This is a genomic window from Roseateles sp. (assembly GCF_019237615.1).
Lineage (GTDB): Bacteria > Pseudomonadota > Gammaproteobacteria > Burkholderiales > Burkholderiaceae_C > Pelomonas.
This window is the reverse complement of the sequence record NZ_JAFAGT010000058.1, coordinates 1-16,138: the sequence shown is the minus strand read 5'-3', so window position 1 is coordinate 16,138 and position 16,138 is coordinate 1. Positions and strand designations below refer to the sequence as shown.

Here is a 16,138-nt window from a genome sequence, read left to right as displayed (position 1 = left end):
CGTGGGCGCCATTGGACGCCTCAGGAGGCTCGCCGGCTCAAGCCTAAGCCGACTCGCACGCCGACGCGCCGACGCCGCCAGCCGTTACAGCGAGAGCGCCGTTCGCGGGCTCGATGGAGAAAACGGATTTTGCAGGGCCGACTACCTAAGTCATGCCAGCTGCCCGCGAGCCCTGCCCAGAGCGTGTCACCCCATTCGGCGGAGAACTCGGCGGCAAGTGCGGCTACCTTGTCGAGATGAGCTGTCAGCCCGTGCCAATCCCCCGCGTCGTTCAGGCTGTGTGCGATCAACATCCCTGTTCCTTGATGGCCGTTTTGTGGCCAGCTTAGGCGGATGGTGGCTCGCTGGATGAGCTAGGGGCAGGATTGTTGTTCGTGCTTTCCCGATGTAAACGGAAAACCGACTCTCTGTCATAGGCGTCCCCAGCCGTAGGCTCGGGCTCGTCAACTCCAGCAGGTGCCGCACGTCACCATCTCCGCGCTGCCAGCCTCTGTCGCCGCTAGCAGCCGCGCGCCACCGAGGATAGTGCTACGGTGTTCCTCGCAGACTTGCTGCCAAACGATGAACTGCGTAGGCGTGCCGGTAGGTCATCGCTGAACTGCGCGGGCAGACTTGATACGTCGTGGGATGACCGGGCCGCAAAGTATGGGTGGCTTCGCATTTGTGTAGTCGCGGTCAGCATGCAAGCATGCCAGCGATAGTGCGGATGATTGGCAGCTTGATCTGCTGGCGTGGGCCTCGCCGCCTTCGGACGTGCGGGTTGTGTTTCAGGTGCCGTTGGCCAGCATCACGATGCGCCGCTCGCCAATGCCGGTCTCGTAGGTCTGAACGCCCGGCCGCAGGTGCCATACCAGCAGCGCTGCACAACCAAGAGCCGAAGACGCCAAGGCGGCGCAACGCAAGCAGGCGCGGTCCGTCACGACGTCGGGCCGTTGCACGCGGTTGGCCACGCGGGCGTACGTGCTGAGCGTGACGCGCGGGACGATCGGTCAGCTCTGGTGCACCGTTCAAAGGCAAGCCGGTGCGCAACAGAGCACCTCTGCCAAGCCAGGCACTCCCGCTCCATCGCGCGACCGGTCATGGTCGCGCAGGCGGGCAACCCACACCGCTGCTTCTGCGGCGACCTCCGGGGCCACGAGCGGCGATGTCTTGACAGGGGTGTCCGGAGCCGCCGAGGCTCCCGGTGATGGCACGGCTACCAGTCTTCCATCCAGGTGGTGAGTTGCAGCGTGGCCTTGGCGACGTGCTTCTGCACCGTGCTCACCGTGATGCCGCGGTCGCGTGCGATCTCGCTGTAGGGTAGCCCGTCAACGCGATGCGCCAGGAAGACGCTGCGCGTGGTCTCGCTCAAGCGACTGATGCCTGCGCTCAGCCGCGCCATGCGCTCCCTGGCAAGCACCACGGCCTCGGTCGTGGGGGCGATATCGATGATGACGACGTCTTCGGCCAGGACTTCTTCGCCGCGCGTCTTCTGCGCCCGGTGAGCGTCGATCGAAAGATTGAGCGCTGCACGCATGAGGAAGGCTTCGGGGCGTTCGACGGCCTGCTCTCGCTCGTAGCAAGCCAGTCGAACCCACGCCTCCTGCACCAGGTCCTCGGCGTCGTGCTCGCTGCGCCCGCGGCGCATCAGCGCACCGCGGACGCGGACGAGGACTTCTTGCCAGCCGTGGACCAGCGGCAGCTTCATGCGTTGAAGAAGCGCCGGTCGGCCTTCTGTAGCATCTCGGTGAGGAATGCAGCGGCAGCGGCCTCATCGGAAAAGGGCGCGCGGCGTTTGATGGCCCGGGCAATGCGCGATTGAATCTGCGCGGCCGTCGCGACGGCGGACTGAAGCACAGCGCGACGACGACGCCCAAAGGGATGCAAGGCGGCCGTCGAGCCAGCCTCTTCGGGCGCAACCGCTGGTGGCCAGATGACGGCACCGGGGAAGCTTGATCTGCAATCAGTGCGGCCGTGTACGGCGACGATTCGTTCAACGCCCCGCGCATGTAAATCACGGGCGACCTGCTCATGCGTGGACTGGGGAGGCCACGCACCGAGGACCTCGTACTCGTCCTGCCTGAACAGGCCAAGTGCCCAGCGCCACGTCGCGTCCGTGACGACATCGCCAACGCGGACGGGCAAGCGCAGGGTCTTGAAACCCGCGAAGACGTACCTGCAGCAGAGGGGTTTGGAGAGCCAGGGCGTATGTGGGCAGATCATGATGCCTCCGGGTTGGCCAGGCAATGCCCATCGAAAGCTCGAAGCTCGGTGGACAGTCGTATGCTACCAAAACGGTAGTGTATTGGCGAGGGCTGTCCGACACGATTTGCGCTTTTCGCAAGGCGTGCATGTCGGTGATTGGGAGACGGTTGAAAGAGGCGCGCCAGCGTGCCGGGCTATCTCAAGAGAGGCTTGGGCTGGAAGCAGGGCTTGAGGCCGAGTCAGCAAGCGCCCGCATGAACCGGTACGAAACAGGAGCCAGATCGCCGACTCTCGAACTGATGGAGCGCATCGGCGCAGTGCTGAAGGTGCCGGCCTCGTACTTTTACGAAGCCGACGATCTAACGGCAGAACTGCTGCTGACGTTTCACAAGCTGCCGAAGTCGGCAAAGGTGAGGACGCTTGAGGCGCTGAAGAAGGGGAGCTGAGTTCGCCCTTCGTGGATGAAGGCGCTTCCGCAGCCTGCTACATCAGGGCGGAGGCTCGATTGCTTTTCACCTGCGGCACGTTTTTGCGGGTAGCTTTGAGGACAACCTCAGGTGAAAGTGCACCGTCTCCGTAGGGGATCCGAGTGCTGGAGGCCACCCAAATGTCGAACCGGATCAACGACCGAGGCTGTTACTCCGGTTTCTTTTGGCCGTCGGAGATACCGACGCCCAAGGCCGGCTTACCCGCCTTCCGTTTCGTGCCCCAGTTCTCGCCGCGCAGGCGGCCTAAGGCAGCGGCCGGATGCTGCCGCTCAGGCTGCCCGGTGGATGGTTGTCGCTGAGCAGTTGCCAGACTCGCCCGGACCGGGCCACCTGCGTGAATGCCTGGCGGAGCTGCCGGCGGTCGGCATCGCCCAGCGTGCGGCGCGACAGGTAGACGCCGCTTTCCGACCAGCCCAGTTCGTCCAGCGGCTCGATGCGAACCTGCTTGACCAGCGGTGTCAGCTCGGCCTCCTGGGTCAGCGTGCCGATGAAGATGGATGCCGTCATGATCGTGCCCTGCGCCAGGCCCTGTCGCAGGGCACGGGCGACGCCGGCGACGTTGGATTCCTCGATGAGGCGCTTCTGCTGGCGCAGCGCCGCCACCGCGCCCTCGTAGGCCGACCCGAAGCTGAAGCCGCGCACGACGGCAAGCTTGAGATCGGGCTGGGCGATCAGCTCGGCCAGCGAGCGTGGCACAGCCTCCTCGCGTGCCAGCGTCACCAGGCTGGCGCGAACCTGCACCAGAGGCACGAACTCGCCATCGCGGTCGCGCGACGGCGAAACCGAGGCCGGCATCAGCAGGTCGGCCTGGCCGGACTCGAACATCTTCTGCAACCGGGCGCGTGGCACGCGCTGGATCTGGAACTCGCAGCCCGTGGAGGTGCCGAGTTCGCGCAGCAGCGTCGGATAGATGCCGCTGCTGCGGTCGCCGTCGAAGCTGACGCTGACCCCGACGGGCGCCATCGGCACTTCGATGGCGCGGGAGCAGCCGGCCTCGGCGGCGGACGCTGTCGCCAGCATGCAGACCGCCCACAAGCCCGATGTCACCTTGGTGTTCATGCCCCTCCGCCCCTGGAATTGCGGCCGCCATTGTGCGCGACGCGCCGTTCCAGCGCGTCGAAGAGCAGTTGCACGACGATGGCCAGCGCCGCGGCGGGCAGGGCGCCGGCCAGCATCAGCGTGCTGTCGTTGACGGCCAGCCCTGCCACGATGCGCTCGCCCAGGCCGCCCGCGCCGACGAAGGCCGCCACGGTGGCGGTGCCGACATTGGTGACGGCGGCCGTCTTCACGCCGGCCATCAGCGTCGGCAGGGCCAGCGGCAGCTCGATGGCGCGCAGCGTCTGGCCGCGCGTCAGGCCCAGCGCCAGCGCCGCCTCGGTCAGGCCGGCGGAGACCGCCTGCAGGCCGGCATGCGTGTTGCGCACGATGGGCAGCAGCGCGTAGACGAACAGGGCCAGCAGGGCTGGCGCGAAGCCGATGCGGCCGACGAAGGCGATCAGGAAGGCCAGCAGGGCCAGGGATGGCAGTGTCTGCAGCAGGCCTGCCGCGGCCATGACCGGCGCTGCCAGGCGCGGCAGGCGGTGCGCTGCGATGCCCAGCGGCACGGCCACGGCGATGGCCAGCGCGAGCGAGGCCAGCACCAGCGCCAGGTGCTGGACAAGCAGCGTCGCCAGGTCGGGCGCCAGCAGCCGCTCCATCAGGCCCTGGCGTGCCGTGGCACGGGCATCCGATTGCAGGAAGCGGCGCGCCACGTCGGCAAACGGCCGGCCGTCCAGTTCGGCGGCCGCGTTAAGGCGGGTCATCTCGGCCTCCGGCAGCCGCCCGGCCAGGCCCAGCAGCGGCCGTTCGTCCACCGTTGCGCGCATCAGCAGCACGGCGTCGTAGCGCGGGAAGAAACCGCGGTCGTCGCGCAGCACGCGTACCGGCTGGCGGGCGAGCTGGGCGTCGGTGGTGTAGACGTCGATCAGGTCGACCTGGCCGCCGGCCAGGGCCGCATAGGCCAGGCCGTGGTCCAGGCCGGGGCCCGGATCGAGCTTCAGGCCATAGGCGCGTCGCAGCGCCGGCCAGCCGTCCGCGCGGGCCAGGAACTCGTGCGACAGGCCGGGCCTTGTTGGCGGCTTGCCCTGGCCGGCGCTTGCAGCCAGCTCCGAGATCGTCGCGATGCCCAGCCGTGCAGCGTCGGCCTCGCGCATCGCGAGCGCATAGCTGTTGTTGAAGCCCAGCGGCACGGCGGCCTTCAGGCCCAGCGGCTGCAGCCAGGTGTTGAGCTGCGCCAGCGGTGCCTGGGCATCGGCAGGCGAGTCGCGCTTGAGCAGCTCGCGCACGATGGTGCCGGTGTACTCCGGGTAGAGGTCGATCTGGCCCTGCTGCAGCGCCGCGGCCAGGATGGCCGTGTTGCCCAGGCCGGGGCGGTGTTCGGCGGCGATGCCCTGGGCCACCAGGGTCTGCGTGACGATCTCGCCCAGCAGATAGCTCTCGGTGAAGCGCTTGGAGCCGACCTGCAGCGTCGGTGTGGCCAGGGCGCTGCCGACGAGGCATGCCGCGAGGAGAGTGAGCAGCCATCGCAGCCGCCGGCTGGTTGTCATGCGCGCATGGTGCCTCATGTCGCGCGCGGGCGGTCTAGCGGTGGCTGCGCAGCCGCTGCGCCAGCTTCTCGATGTCGGGCGCCACGCGGGCGGCGCGGGCGTCGGTCAGGTGGGCGCGCAGCACGCGCCGGAGCGTCTCGGGCTGGGGCGTCAGCGGACCGGCGAAGCGCACATGGGCGTCGTCGGCGATCAGCAACGTCGGGAAGGTCTCGATGTCGAGGTCGCCCACCAATTCGGCCTCGTCCTCGATGTCTATCCAGTGCACGCGCAGGCCGGACTGCGGCAGCTCGGCGCAGGCGGCTTCGAAGACTTGGCTGTAGGACTCGCAGGTGCGGCACCAGGCGGCGCACAGGCAGGCGACGTGAAGGGTCATGGGCCGGCATGGTGCCATGGGCCGCAGGTGGCCCGAGGAGCAGGGGAAAACGGGCGCAGTTGCGCCGTTCGGACCAGCGCCGCGGCGGCAAGATGCCAGCCGTGGTTTCCAGCATCAACAACCCCCTGCTCAGCTACCTGTCGGCCCAGGGCCTGGACAGTGCGGCGACGAATGCCAAGACGGCCGGCAAGGCTGGCGCCACCGCGCTGCCGCAGGCTGCGCTGGATCGCGCCGCAGGCATGGCCAAGTCGGCGACGGCGGTCAGCAGCCTGGACACGGCCCAGAAGGCGCTGGCCACGGACCTGCGCACGGCCATGGCCAAGGCGGGCGTCAAGCTGGAGGGGCCTGTGGAGTTCGCGGTGAAGAGCGACGGCAGCGTCGAATTCAAGGGCTCTGACGCCGACCGCGCGGCCGCCAAGGCCTTCCTGAATGCCGACACCAGCCAGCCCAGCTTCGCGGCGCGCATCGCCAACCAGGCGCGCGATGCGCTGAAGCTGTCCACCAGCATCCAGCAGAGCGCTGCCATCTCGCAGGCCGCCAAGCTGGCCAAGAGCGCGGGCGGCGTGATGTCGCTCTACACCTCGTTGATGCAGCAGACGGCCACGACCAGCGTCGTGTTCTCGGTGTCGGCGGATTCGAGTTCGCTGACCTATCCGGGCTCGCTGGCGGCCAAGGCCTAGGGTGCCACGCCCGCGGCCCGCGCCGCCAGCGTGCCCAGCTCGCCATACAGCGGCAGCACGTTGGTGCCGGCCGCCGGGTGAACGCGGTTGGACAGCAGCACGTAGAAGCTGCGGCTCGTCGGATCCAGCCACAGCACGCAGCCGGTGAAGCCGGTGTGGCCGTAGCTCGTGGCCGGGTAGAGGCTGCCGCGGGGTCTCGCGTAGGGCGAGGCGATGTCCCAGCCCATGCCGCGCTGCTCGGTCAGCCCGGTGGGCGACTGTGGCGTCGTCAGCAGCGCCACGCTCTCGGGCGACAGAAGGCGCCGGCCGTCCTCGGCCAAGCCGCCGGCCAGCAGCATGCGCGCGAAGCGAGCCAGGTCGGCTGTCGTCGTGAACAGGCCAGCATGGCCGGCAACGCCGCCCATGCGGCGCGCCGTGGGGTCGTGCACCTCGCCACGCAGCACCTGGCCGTCCGGCTGGCGTTCGGTCGGCGCGATGCGGGCGGCGGCCATGCGCTGCAGCGGCAGGTAGCCGCTGTCGGCCATGCCCAGCGGCTTGAACAAGGCCTGTTCGGCGAAGCGCTCCAGCGGCATGCCGCTCTGCCGCTCGACGATGCGGCCCAGCAGGATGAAGTTGACGTCCGAGTAGCGGAACAGCGTGCCTGGCGCAGCGGTCGGCGCCAGGCCGCAGGCGGTGCGCTCGGCCTCCGCAGCGCCGCTCCAGCCGCCCAGCGGGCCGCTGCGCGGAAGACCTGACGGCAGGCCCGAGGTGTGGGTGAGCAGATGGCGCAGCGTGATGCCGGCGTTGTCGGCGCCGCCGCAGTCGGGCAGGTAGCGCTGCAGCGGTGCCTCCACGTCGAGCTGGCCGCGCTCGCGCAACAGCTGCACCAGCGTGGCCGTGACGACGGGCTTGGTCAGCGATGCGGCGTCGAAGACGGTGGTCTCGTCCAGCGGCTCGGGCGTCGGGGCGACGGCGCGCTGGCCGTAGGCGCGGTGGTAGCTGCCCTGGCCGACGCGCTCCATCCACAGCGCCGCGCCCGGCAACTGGCGCTGGTCGATGAAGCGTTCGACGGCCGCATCGGCCTGGGCCAGGGGTTGCGGGGCGAGGGCGGGCGGATGGGCGCAGCCGGCCAGCAGGCCGGCTGCGAGGGCGAGGCAGAGCAGGGTGAAACGCATGCGGGCAGTGTGCCCGACGCGAGGCGGGTCAGACCTGGGGCGGCGGCGCCAGGATGTGCCGCAGCACCCGGTCCTCCAGTTCCGCGAAGCCGGGCGTCGTGCGTGCACGTGGCCGTGGCAGGGCGACGCCGGCGTCCAGCGCGATGCCGCCGCGGTCGATGAGCAGCACGCGGTCGGCCAGGGCCACGGCCTCGGCCACGTCGTGGGTCACGAGCAGGGCCGTGAAGCCGTGACGGCGCCAGAGCTGCTCGATGAGGCGGTGCATCTCCAGCCGCGTCAGGGCATCCAGCGCGCCCAGCGGTTCGTCCAGCAGCAGCAGGCGCGGACGGTGCACCAGCGCGCGCGCCAGCGCCACGCGCTGGCGCTGGCCGCCGGACAGCGTGGCCGGCCAGTCGTCGCTGCGGCCGGCCAGGCCCACCTGGGCCAGCGCCTCCAGCGCGCGCGCCCGGGCGTCGGCACCGTCCAACCCCAGCGCGACGTTGTCGACGACGCGCTTCCACGGCAGCAGGCGGGCGTCCTGGAACATCAGCCGGCGCTCGTGCGCGGCACCGGCCTCGACGCGGCCGGCGCTGGGTGCGTCCAGCCCGGCGATGAGGCGCAGCAGCGTGCTCTTGCCGCAGCCGCTGCGGCCCACCAGCGCGACGAACTCGCCGGGAGCGACGTGCAGGTCCAGTTCCTGCAGCACATGGCGGGCGCCGAAGGACTTGCTCACGCCGTGCAGCGCCAGCGCCAGGCCCGGCGTGCGGCCGCGCGCCGGGGCGGCCTCGGCCGCGGGTTCGCGCGGCAGCACGGGGGCGTCGAGTTCGGTGAGCCACATGCTCATGCTCCTTCGGTGGCATAGCCCTTGTGCCAGGGCAGCCAGGCGCGCTCCAGAGCGCGGGCGACGACGTCGGCCAGCTTGCCCAGCACGGCGTACAGCAGGATGCCGACGAGGACGATGTCGGTCTGCAGGAACTCGCGGGCGTTCATCGTCAGGTAGCCGATGCCGGCCTGCGCCGACAGCGTCTCGGCGACGATGAGCAGCACCCACATCAGCCCCAGCGAGAAGCGCAGGCCCACGAGGATGGACGGCAGTGCGCCGGGCAGGATGACCTGGGCGTAGAGCCGCCAGCCCTGGAGGCCGTAGCTGCGCGCCATCTCGATGAGGTCGCGGTCCACGTTGCGTATGCCGTGGAAGGTGTTCAGGTAGACGGGGAAGAACACGCCCACCGCCACCAGCACCAGCTTGGCTGCCTCGTCGATGCCGAACCACAGGATGACCAGCGGGATCAGCGCCAGCGCCGGGATGTTGCGCAGCATCTGCAGCGTGGTGTCGAGCAAGGCCTCGGCGCGACGCCAGGTGCCGGTCAGCAGGCCCAGCAGCAGGCCCAGGCCGCCGCCCAGCGCCAGCGCCGAGAAGGCCCGCACCGTGCTGACCGCGACGTGGTGGGCCAGCTCGCCCGAGCGCAGCAGCTGCCAGAACGCCGCCAGCACGGCGGCGGGCTCGGGCAGGATGCGCGCGGACAGCCAGCCGCTGCGCGAGGCCAGCTCCCAGGCGACGAGGATGGCTGCGGGCAGCAACCAGGGGAGGGCGCGGCTGGACCTCATCAGCTCGCCGCCACTTGTTTGGGCACAAGGCCGTGGGCCATGAGTTCGCCGGCCGGGCCTGTCAGCCGTTCCCGCAGCTGCAGCGGCAGCAGCGGGAACACCAGCTCGGCGAAGCGGTGCGCCTCGTCCAGGTGTGGGTAGCCGCTGAGGATGAAATGCTCCAAGCCGAGGTCGGCGTATTCGCGAATGCGCTGGGCCACCTGCTGCGGGTTGCCGACCAGGGCCGTGCCTGCGCCGCCGCGCACCAGGCCCACGCCGGCCCACAGGTTGGGCGAGATCTCCAGGCCTTCGCGCACATTGGCCTTGTTGAAGCGGCCGCGGTGCAGCTCGGCCATGCGGCGCTGGCCCACGGAATCCATGCCGGCGAAGCGGGCCTGGGCGGCGGCGACGGTGGCCTCGTCGAGCTGGGAGACCAGTTCGGCCGCGGCGGCCCAGGCCTGGTCCTCGGTCTCGCGCACGATGACGTGCAGGCGGATGCCGTACTGCAACCGGCGGCCCCGGGCGGCGGCACGCTCGCGCACGTCGGCCACCTTCTTCGCCACTTCGGCGGGCGGCTCGCCCCAAGTGAGGTAGGTGTCGGCTTGGTCCGCCGCGAGATCGTGCGCCGGGCTGGACGAGCCGCCGAAGAACACCGGCGGGTAGGGTGTTTGCACGGGCGGGAACAGCAGCTTGGCGCCCTTGACGCCGAGGTGCTCGCCATCGAAGTCAAACGTTTGGCCTGAATGCGACCGCGCGATGACCTCGCGCCAGATGCGGATGAACTCGGCCGACTGCGCGTAGCGCTGGGCATGGTCCAGGAACTGGCCGTCGCCGGCCAGCTCGCTGGCGTCGCCGCCGGTCACGAGGTTGACGAGAAGTCGCCCGCCGGAGAGGCGGTCCAGCGTGGCGGCCATGCGAGCGCTCTGCGTCGGCGCCACCAGCCCCGGTCGCAGCGCGACGAGGAACTTGAGCCGCCGGGTCGCGTCGATGAGGCTGGCCGCAACCAGCCAGGAATCCTCGCAGGACTGACCGGTGGGGATGAGCACGCCCTCATAGCCCAGGCTGTCCGCCGCGATGGCGATCTGCTTGAAGTAGGCGTGGTCGGCCACGCGGGCGCCGCGCGAGCTGCCGAGATGGCGGCTGTCGCCGTGGGTGGGGATGAACCAGAAAATCTTCATGCTCTGACCTGTACGAGGGCGTCGGCGACGCGGATGGGTCGGGGGATCAGCCCGAGCTCGGCGAAGGCGTCGGCGACCTGCTGCTGCTCGGCGACGAGCTGTGCGGTCAGCGGACCCACAGGTGCGGCGCCGCGGCGCTCGACCATGCGCTGCACGATGGCCGCCGGCAGGCCGGCGAACTCGGCGTAGCGCTGCACCGCGTCGCGGCGGTCGGCCTGCACGCGGGCATCGGTCTCGGTCAGCGCCTGGAACAGCGTCTTCAGCAGCGCCGGCTGCTGGCTCAGCGTGCGCGACGCGAGGTAGAAGGTGTTGTTGCTGGTCAGCCCGCGGCTGGTCGCCAGCGCTCGCAGCTCGCCGCTGATCTCGGCCGCCGCGTAGTAGGGGTCCCACACGGCCCAGGCGTCCACTGCGCCGCGCTCGAAGGCCGCACGGGCCTCGGCCGGCGGCAGGTAGACGGGCTGGATGTCGGCCCAGGCCAGGCCGGCGCGCCTGACGGCCTGCACGGTCAGGAAGTGCGCGCTGCTGCCCTTTTGCAGAGCGATGCGGTGGCCCTTGATGTCGGCCAGCGCCTTCAGCGGCGAGTCCGGCTTGACGAGCAGGGCCGAGCTGTCGGGCTTGGGTGGCTCGGCGCCGACGTAGACGACGTCCTTGCCGGCCGCCTGGGCGAACACGGGTGGCGCGTCGCCGGTGGCGCCGAGGTCGACGCTGCCCAGCGCCAGCGCCTCCAGCAGCTGCGGCCCGGCGGGGAACTCGGTCCACTGGATGCGTGTGCCGGGCAGCCGCTGCGCCAGCAGGCCGTAGCTCTTCAGCAGAGCGAGGTTCAGCGAGCCCTTCTGGAAGCCGATGCGAAGCTGCTGCAATGGCGCGGGCGACTGGGCTTGCGCCTGGCGCCAGGCGGCGGCCGTCGTCGCAAGGATGGCGAGCGCGGCGCGGCGGGTGGTGTTGTGCGTGCTCATCGCGCAGCCTCCGCGACGCTGGCCGTGCCAGGCAGCGCGTCGGTCACGCGGATGGGCCTGGGAATCAGCGCGAGGGCATGGAAGGCGTCGGCGATCTTCTGCTGCTCGGCGGCCACGGCGGCGGTTAGCGGCTTCACGCCGAACTGGTAGCGCGTGAGGCTCTTCTCGACGACCTCCGGCTCCAGCCCCTGCAGCGGTGCGACGGCGGCCGCCGCGGCCTTGATGTCGGCTTTCAGCGCGGCGGCCTGGGCCTGGGTGTCCTCGAACAGGGCCTGGATGACGCGGGGCTGGTTCTGGGCATAGCCGCGCTCGGCCAGGTAGTAGGCGTAGTTGTTGACGAGGCCGCGGCCGTCCTGCAGGACGCGGGCGCCGCTCTGCTTCTCGACGGCGGCGAGGAAGGGGTCCCAGATCACCCACGCATCCACCGCGCCGCGCTCGAAGGCGGCGCGCGCGTCGGCCGGCGGCAGGTAGACGGGCTGGATGTCGGTGGGTTTCAGGCCCTGCTTCTCCAGCGCCTTCACGAGCAGATAGTGGACGTTGCTGCCCTTGTTGAGCGCCACCTTCCGGCCCTTCAGGTCGGCGACCGACTTCAGCGTCGAGTCCCTGGGCACCACGATGGCCTCGGCCTCGGGAGCGGCCGGGTCGAAGCCGATGTAGACGAACCTGGCGCCGGCGGCCTGCGCAAAGATGGGCGGCGCCTCGCCGACATAGCCCACGTCGACGGCGCCGACGTTCAGGCCTTCCAGCAACTGCGGGCCGGCGGGGAACTCCACCCATTTCACGGCGACGCCCAGCGGCGCCAGGCGCTTCTCGAGCGAGCCGCTGGACTTCTGCAGCGTCAGCAGGCTGGCGGACTTCTGGAAGCCGATGCGCAACGTGGTCGTCTGCGCGGCGGCATGGAGGCTGAAGACGGCCAGCAGGGGCAGGGCGGTCCAGCGGAGCAGGGAACGGAGGGTCATGCGATGTCCTGTGCAAAAAGATCCCGGCACCCGGGCGCACCCGATCAGCGCCCGAGCGCCGGGATGAAGTCGCCGATCCCGGGCGGGTGGCGAGGAGACAAACGGTGGTGGGTTGAGCGGCTCGGCGGCGTCAACAGCTGAGCGCCGGCTCGGGCCGCGCCGGCATTCGCGGGGTGCGCGACGCCAGCGGCGCGAGGGCGCGGTCCAGGCGCGCGATCAGGTCGGGCTCGGGGACAAAGCCGCCGGCTTCATGGCGGCGTAGCTGCGCGTCGGTGGCGAACACGCCGTCCAGCAGATGGCGGGCTCCCAGCGCCGAAAGTACGGGCTTGAGGGCGTAGTCCAGCGCCAGCAGATGCGCCGGGCTGCCGCCGGTGGCCAGCGGCAGCACCAGCTTGTCGCGCAGCGCATCGGGCGGCAGCAGGTCGAGGAAGACCTTGAGCAGGCCGCTGTAGGCGGCCTTGAAGATGGGGGTGCCGACGACGACGAGGTCGGCCCGCTCGACAGCCTGCACGGCAGCGGCGATCTCGGGGTCCTGCACATCGGCCGCCAGCAGAGCCGCGGCGGGCAGCCGGCGCACGAGGATGTCGTCGTAGCGGGTGACGCGGCTCTCCAGGCGTGTCAGCGCGAACTGCGTGAGCCAGGCGGAACGCGAGCGTTCGCTAGGGCTGGCGGAGAGGCTGGTGATGTGCATGGCGACCTGTTCGGGTTCAGGCCTTGCACGATAGGGAAACGCGCTTCGTCGCGGAACGAAGGAAAAAGGGGATGCTTATGCGCGGCGCGACAGCAGCGCGCCGGTGGCCCACAGGCCGGCAGCGAGCGCAGCGGCGGCGCCCAGGTCTGCCACCGCGCCGAGGTCATCGGCGAAGCACAGCCAGGCGCCGCCGGCCGCCGCCGTCAACGCGAACAGTGCCACGGCGGCGAGACGGGCCCCGCGCGTCGCGGGCGGATCGAAGCGGGGCTGGGTCAGGCGGGTGTCGAGCGCCGCGCCCTGTGGCGCCGCGCCGGGCGGCATCCATCCGGGCGACTTGACGAGCACGCGCAGCTTGTCGGCCGGCCGAGGGGTGGCGCGCATGCGCCGCCACAGCTCGGCGTAGGACTGGCCCACGGCGGTCAGCGGGTTCCAGCTCGCCAGCGGCTTGACGGTGCCGTAGACGCAGGGCTCCACCTCCTCGGTGAAGCTGCCGAACAGGCGGTCCCAGACGACGAGGACGGCGCCGTAGTTGCGATCCAGGTAGCCCGGGTTCACGGCGTGGTGGACGCGGTGGTTGGAGGGCGTGGAGAACACGCGGTCCAGCCAGCCCAGGCGGCCGATGTGCTCGGTGTGGATCCAGAACTGGTAGAACAGCACGACGATGCCGGCCAGCGCGTATTGCGCCGTCGGCACGCCCAGCAGAGCCATGGGCAGGAAGAAGGGCGCGCCCATCACCGAGTACAGGCTTTCCTGGCGCAGCGCTGTGCTGAGGTTGAAATGCTCGCTCTGGTGGTGCACGGCATGGGCGGCCCAGAACAGTGCGCTCTCGTGGCTGGCGCGGTGCAGCCAGTAGTCGCAGAAGTCGTACATGACGATGCTGGCCATGATGCCGAAGGCGCCATGCCAGAGCGTGCCCGGCAGCAGTGCCAGGCGACCGTGCACGGAGGCGTAGAGCCCGGTCTGGAACAGTGGCGTGACGGCGGCCACGGCCTGGCTGAGCAGGCCCTGGCTGAGGCTGCTGATGGTGTCGGCCAGGCCATAGCCCTGGCGCCCGCGCCAGCGGCCCCAGGCCCATTCGGCCAGCATGCACAGCGCGAACACGGGCAGCGCGTAGAGCAGGACCTCGTGCATGCCTTCAGCCGTTCAGAACCGATGCCACAGGCTGAAGATGAAGGAGGGTTGGTCGCGGCTGTGCGTCAGCGGCGAGGCGGCGGCCTGGCCGACCAGGCGGGTGTGCAGCCACTGGCCGTTGACGGACCAGTCGGCCGAGAACTTGTGCTCGGCGCTCAGTGCGACGCTCCAGTCCTGCCAGCCGCTGTGCGGCTGGAACATGGGCAGGCCGCTGGCCAGCGACTCGCCGGGCCCGATGCCGAAGTTGCCGCGCAGATGCGCCGCGTTCGCGTAGGTCGCAGCCAGGCTGATGGCCAGCAGCTCCTGGCCGATGGGGATGCCGCTGGTGGCTCCGAGTTCGAGCTGGTCGCCGTTGTGGTGGCGTCCGCTGCCCCAGGACAGGCCGGACTGCAGCAGCAACTCCGGCGTTGCCTGCACGTTGGCGAAGAGCTGGGTGATCAGCCGCGAGCCCAGGCTGTTGATGCCGGGCGGCGATTCGCGCCGCGATCGGCCGGACTGGGGCCACAGCCGGGCGCCCAGCTGCCAGGTTTTGGCCGCGTCGCCGTCCAGCAGCTGGGGCGCGAGGTTCCAACCCAGGCCGGTGTCGGTGGCGGCGAAGATGCCGCTGGGGGATTCGTAGTCCAGCGCCGGCAGCAGGGCCTCGCGCTGGCGCGCGCTGCCTGGCGCACGCGGCCAGCCGCGTACCGACAGCCCGCCCGACCAGGTCGTCTCCGCCGGCGGAGCATCCAGCAGCAACAGGCTGCCGCCGGCGGTTGCGTCGAGGGCGGTGCAGGCCAGAGCGATGCACACGGGCATCGAGGCTGTCAGGCGAGGAAGGCGGGGGCGGGTGACGGGCATGGCGTGCCCTGTACCGCGGGCTGGCGAGACCACCCGGGCTGGGCGGCTCGTCCACTCTAGCCGCGTGGATGGCGGCGGATGGCCTCGGGCGTCGGCGTCACAGCGCCATGTCAGCCGCTCGCAAGTCTTGTGCAAGCCGGCCCGCCCGCTGGCCGGCGCGGCTAGCGCACGCCCTGCAGCGCCGCGCCGCGGGCGCGCACGACGGGCCAGTTCGCGACGATCCGGGTGCGGGTCAGCTCGACCTCGCCCTTGTCCTCGGCGGCCAGTACGGCCTCCTCGGAAGTCAGCGTGCGCGGCGTGATGCCGGGCTTCCATCGCACCATGACGAGCACCCACAGCGGGCTGTAGGTGGGGTCGGCATTGCCGCCGCCGACGGGGCGCGGGATGGAGGGCAGCACCGTGGCCTGCTCGTCATTGGGGAACTTGTAGGCCCGCTCCACGGGCATGCCGGGCTTGAGCGTGTCGGCCAGCGTGGGCACGTAATTGATGCCCTGCTTCTTCGCGATGCCGGGGTCTGAGATGTCGGTGCTGACGTAGTGCACGATCTGGCCCTCGAACCAGGCCTCCTTCAGGGGCAGGGTGACCGTGTCGTCGGCCGCCTGGCTAGCAGCGGCCATGCCCAGCAGCAGGGCGCCCAGGGCGCGGCGGGCGGTGGATGTAGGCATCGCGGTCTCCTTGATGAAGGCGAGATGCGATTCTTGCGCCGCGCGGCGCCGAGGCAAGGGCAAATTGCGCAGGCCGGACCGAATTGGGGCCTGGTCCCTAGTGCGGCTGATTGCAAAGGCGATCGTGCCGTCCTTCGAGACCAGCACGCTACGGTTGCGGTCGCCATCGGTCCTGATCAGCCCGACGTGCCAATCGAGCGCCGCTTTTCGACGTCTTTGCACTTGCAGCGCGAACCGCTTTTGCCCCAGGCCTCGAGGGGCATCCATTGGGTCGACTCGCTTGTGCGCGGCGCGGAAGATTTCGCTGCGCTGTGCGGCTTCAATGAACTCGTCGTCAGGTTGAACTGCATCCATCACCTGTCTCCCACTGGCCACGCCGCCTTCACTCCGCTCTGTCGGCAGGTTTGAACTGACGTATGACATGCCCCGAACAGATTGCAGACCGTTCTTGTGTGGTTGTCTACGCCTGACTGTCGTCGGCCGAACGAACTCAGGGTTGCTCTTTGAAAGCGCCGTTGTGTCCCGTGATGTCCCAGTCGGCCTTCGTAGCCGAACATTCAATAGGAAGTTCAGTTAGTCTTACTGTGTCACAAGAGTAGTCGTGCGCTTGTGCGACCGCAGCAGGGGCACTGTCCGAGCCTGGCGATCAACTGGTAGCTCAGCCGGTGGCGCAGCGTTGTGATCGAGGTCG

The 16,138-nt window shown here is 70.1% G+C and carries 18 protein-coding genes; 2 read left to right on the top strand and 16 right to left on the bottom strand.

Features of this window, described 5'->3' with window-relative positions; translation table 11 throughout:
- Positions 1-767 precede the first annotated feature (767 nt).
- The 3 genes from JOY88_RS10850 to JOY88_RS10840 all read right to left on the bottom strand — a co-directional run bounded on the left by JOY88_RS10850 (position 768) and on the right by JOY88_RS10840 (position 2,202).
- The gene (locus JOY88_RS10850; RefSeq protein ID WP_293502338.1) at positions 768-950 is read right to left on the bottom strand and encodes a hypothetical protein; all 183 of its coding nucleotides are present in this window, start codon (positions 948-950) and stop codon (positions 768-770) included.
- 245 nt (positions 951-1,195) lie between these two features.
- Complete coding sequence (locus JOY88_RS10845; RefSeq protein ID WP_293502336.1) at positions 1,196-1,687, bottom strand: RNA polymerase sigma factor; 492 nt, start codon at positions 1,685-1,687, stop codon at positions 1,196-1,198.
- Entirely contained in the window at positions 1,684-2,202 is a 519-nt protein-coding gene (locus tag JOY88_RS10840; protein WP_293502334.1) for a hypothetical protein, read from the bottom strand. The genes JOY88_RS10845 and JOY88_RS10840 overlap by 4 nt, the downstream gene beginning before the upstream one ends.
- A gap of 23 nt (positions 2,203-2,225) precedes the next feature.
- Between JOY88_RS10840 and JOY88_RS10835 the strand changes: the two genes are divergently transcribed.
- Positions 2,226-2,630 carry a helix-turn-helix domain-containing protein gene (locus JOY88_RS10835; protein WP_293502333.1) on the top strand — a complete coding sequence of 135 codons (405 nt, stop codon included), beginning with the start codon at positions 2,226-2,228 and terminating at the stop codon, positions 2,628-2,630.
- Positions 2,631-2,915: 285 nt separating this feature from the next.
- Here JOY88_RS10835 and JOY88_RS10830 read toward each other — a convergent pair whose 3' ends face one another.
- From JOY88_RS10830 to JOY88_RS10820, 3 genes are read right to left on the bottom strand one after another with little or no spacing between them, the layout of a single operon-like run.
- Positions 2,916-3,731: a substrate-binding periplasmic protein gene (locus JOY88_RS10830; protein ID WP_293502331.1), complete on the bottom strand. Its 816-nt coding sequence runs from the start codon at positions 3,729-3,731 to the stop codon at positions 2,916-2,918.
- Entirely contained in the window at positions 3,728-5,257 is a 1,530-nt protein-coding gene (locus JOY88_RS10825; RefSeq protein WP_293502330.1) for a glycine betaine ABC transporter substrate-binding protein, read from the bottom strand. Before JOY88_RS10825 ends, JOY88_RS10830 begins: the two co-directional genes overlap by 4 nt.
- A 34-nt stretch (positions 5,258-5,291) precedes the next feature.
- Entirely contained in the window at positions 5,292-5,630 is a 339-nt protein-coding gene (locus JOY88_RS10820) for a thioredoxin family protein (protein WP_293502328.1), read from the bottom strand.
- A 59-nt stretch (positions 5,631-5,689) separates the two neighbouring features.
- On the opposite strand from JOY88_RS10820, the gene JOY88_RS10815 reads away from it, so the two are divergent.
- On the top strand, positions 5,690-6,310 hold the full coding sequence (locus JOY88_RS10815; RefSeq protein ID WP_293502326.1) for a hypothetical protein: 621 nt from the start codon (positions 5,690-5,692) through the stop codon (positions 6,308-6,310).
- On the opposite strand, the gene JOY88_RS10810 is transcribed toward JOY88_RS10815, so the two are convergent.
- The 10 genes from JOY88_RS10810 to JOY88_RS10765 all read right to left on the bottom strand — a co-directional run bounded on the left by JOY88_RS10810 (position 6,307) and on the right by JOY88_RS10765 (position 15,447).
- Positions 6,307-7,464, bottom strand: coding sequence for a serine hydrolase domain-containing protein (locus JOY88_RS10810; RefSeq protein WP_293502324.1), 1,158 nt, complete (start codon positions 7,462-7,464; stop codon positions 6,307-6,309). The genes JOY88_RS10815 and JOY88_RS10810 overlap by 4 nt on opposite strands.
- Before the next feature lie 28 nt (positions 7,465-7,492).
- A complete protein-coding gene (locus JOY88_RS10805) occupies positions 7,493-8,281 on the bottom strand; it encodes an ATP-binding cassette domain-containing protein (RefSeq protein ID WP_293502322.1) in 789 nt (262 codons plus the stop codon).
- Positions 8,282-8,283: 2 nt separating this feature from the next.
- Positions 8,284-9,051, bottom strand: a complete 768-nt coding sequence (ssuC, locus tag JOY88_RS10800) for an aliphatic sulfonate ABC transporter permease SsuC (protein WP_293502320.1) — start codon at positions 9,049-9,051, stop codon at positions 8,284-8,286.
- Positions 9,051-10,208, bottom strand: a complete 1,158-nt coding sequence (gene ssuD / locus JOY88_RS10795) for an FMNH2-dependent alkanesulfonate monooxygenase (RefSeq protein WP_293502318.1) — start codon at positions 10,206-10,208, stop codon at positions 9,051-9,053. Before ssuD ends, ssuC begins: the two co-directional genes overlap by 1 nt.
- Positions 10,205-11,164 carry an aliphatic sulfonate ABC transporter substrate-binding protein gene (locus tag JOY88_RS10790; RefSeq protein WP_293502316.1) on the bottom strand — a complete coding sequence of 320 codons (960 nt, stop codon included), beginning with the start codon at positions 11,162-11,164 and terminating at the stop codon, positions 10,205-10,207. The genes ssuD and JOY88_RS10790 overlap by 4 nt, the downstream gene beginning before the upstream one ends.
- The gene (locus tag JOY88_RS10785; protein WP_293502304.1) at positions 11,161-12,123 is read right to left on the bottom strand and encodes an aliphatic sulfonate ABC transporter substrate-binding protein; all 963 of its coding nucleotides are present in this window, start codon (positions 12,121-12,123) and stop codon (positions 11,161-11,163) included. Before JOY88_RS10785 ends, JOY88_RS10790 begins: the two co-directional genes overlap by 4 nt.
- A 130-nt stretch (positions 12,124-12,253) precedes the next feature.
- Positions 12,254-12,814 carry an NADPH-dependent FMN reductase gene (gene ssuE, locus JOY88_RS10780; protein ID WP_293502302.1) on the bottom strand — a complete coding sequence of 187 codons (561 nt, stop codon included), beginning with the start codon at positions 12,812-12,814 and terminating at the stop codon, positions 12,254-12,256.
- Between the two features lie 75 nt (positions 12,815-12,889).
- Positions 12,890-13,945, bottom strand: a complete 1,056-nt coding sequence (locus JOY88_RS10775) for a sterol desaturase family protein (protein WP_293502300.1) — start codon at positions 13,943-13,945, stop codon at positions 12,890-12,892.
- 12 nt (positions 13,946-13,957) lie between these two features.
- On the bottom strand, positions 13,958-14,734 hold the full coding sequence (locus tag JOY88_RS10770) for a MipA/OmpV family protein (protein ID WP_293502298.1): 777 nt from the start codon (positions 14,732-14,734) through the stop codon (positions 13,958-13,960).
- Between the two features lie 209 nt (positions 14,735-14,943).
- Positions 14,944-15,447, bottom strand: a complete 504-nt coding sequence (locus JOY88_RS10765; protein WP_293502296.1) for a DUF7482 domain-containing protein — start codon at positions 15,445-15,447, stop codon at positions 14,944-14,946.
- Positions 15,448-16,138 lie beyond the last annotated feature (691 nt).

What these genes read in the sequence shown, in the direction of transcription:
- JOY88_RS10840 (WP_293502334.1), bottom strand. Translation starts at nt 2,202, where the DNA reads ATGATCTGCCCACATACGCCCTGGCTCTCCAAACCCCTCTGCTGCAGG.
- JOY88_RS10835 (WP_293502333.1), top strand. Translation starts at nt 2,226, where the DNA reads ATGCCCATCGAAAGCTCGAAGCTCGGTGGACAGTCGTATGCTACCAAA.
- JOY88_RS10775 (WP_293502300.1), bottom strand. Translation starts at nt 13,945, where the DNA reads ATGCACGAGGTCCTGCTCTACGCGCTGCCCGTGTTCGCGCTGTGCATG.
- JOY88_RS10805 (WP_293502322.1), bottom strand. Translation starts at nt 8,281, where the DNA reads ATGTGGCTCACCGAACTCGACGCCCCCGTGCTGCCGCGCGAACCCGCG.
- JOY88_RS10810 (WP_293502324.1), bottom strand. Translation starts at nt 7,464, where the DNA reads ATGCGTTTCACCCTGCTCTGCCTCGCCCTCGCAGCCGGCCTGCTGGCC.
- JOY88_RS10790 (WP_293502316.1), bottom strand. Translation starts at nt 11,164, where the DNA reads ATGAGCACGCACAACACCACCCGCCGCGCCGCGCTCGCCATCCTTGCG.
- JOY88_RS10830 (WP_293502331.1), bottom strand. Translation starts at nt 3,731, where the DNA reads ATGAACACCAAGGTGACATCGGGCTTGTGGGCGGTCTGCATGCTGGCG.
- ssuC (WP_293502320.1), bottom strand. Translation starts at nt 9,051, where the DNA reads ATGAGGTCCAGCCGCGCCCTCCCCTGGTTGCTGCCCGCAGCCATCCTC.
- JOY88_RS10785 (WP_293502304.1), bottom strand. Translation starts at nt 12,123, where the DNA reads ATGACCCTCCGTTCCCTGCTCCGCTGGACCGCCCTGCCCCTGCTGGCC.
- JOY88_RS10765 (WP_293502296.1), bottom strand. Translation starts at nt 15,447, where the DNA reads ATGCCTACATCCACCGCCCGCCGCGCCCTGGGCGCCCTGCTGCTGGGC.
- ssuE (WP_293502302.1), bottom strand. Translation starts at nt 12,814, where the DNA reads ATGCACATCACCAGCCTCTCCGCCAGCCCTAGCGAACGCTCGCGTTCC.
- JOY88_RS10845 (WP_293502336.1), bottom strand. Translation starts at nt 1,687, where the DNA reads ATGAAGCTGCCGCTGGTCCACGGCTGGCAAGAAGTCCTCGTCCGCGTC.
- JOY88_RS10820 (WP_293502328.1), bottom strand. Translation starts at nt 5,630, where the DNA reads ATGACCCTTCACGTCGCCTGCCTGTGCGCCGCCTGGTGCCGCACCTGC.
- JOY88_RS10825 (WP_293502330.1), bottom strand. Translation starts at nt 5,257, where the DNA reads ATGACAACCAGCCGGCGGCTGCGATGGCTGCTCACTCTCCTCGCGGCA.
- ssuD (WP_293502318.1), bottom strand. Translation starts at nt 10,208, where the DNA reads ATGAAGATTTTCTGGTTCATCCCCACCCACGGCGACAGCCGCCATCTC.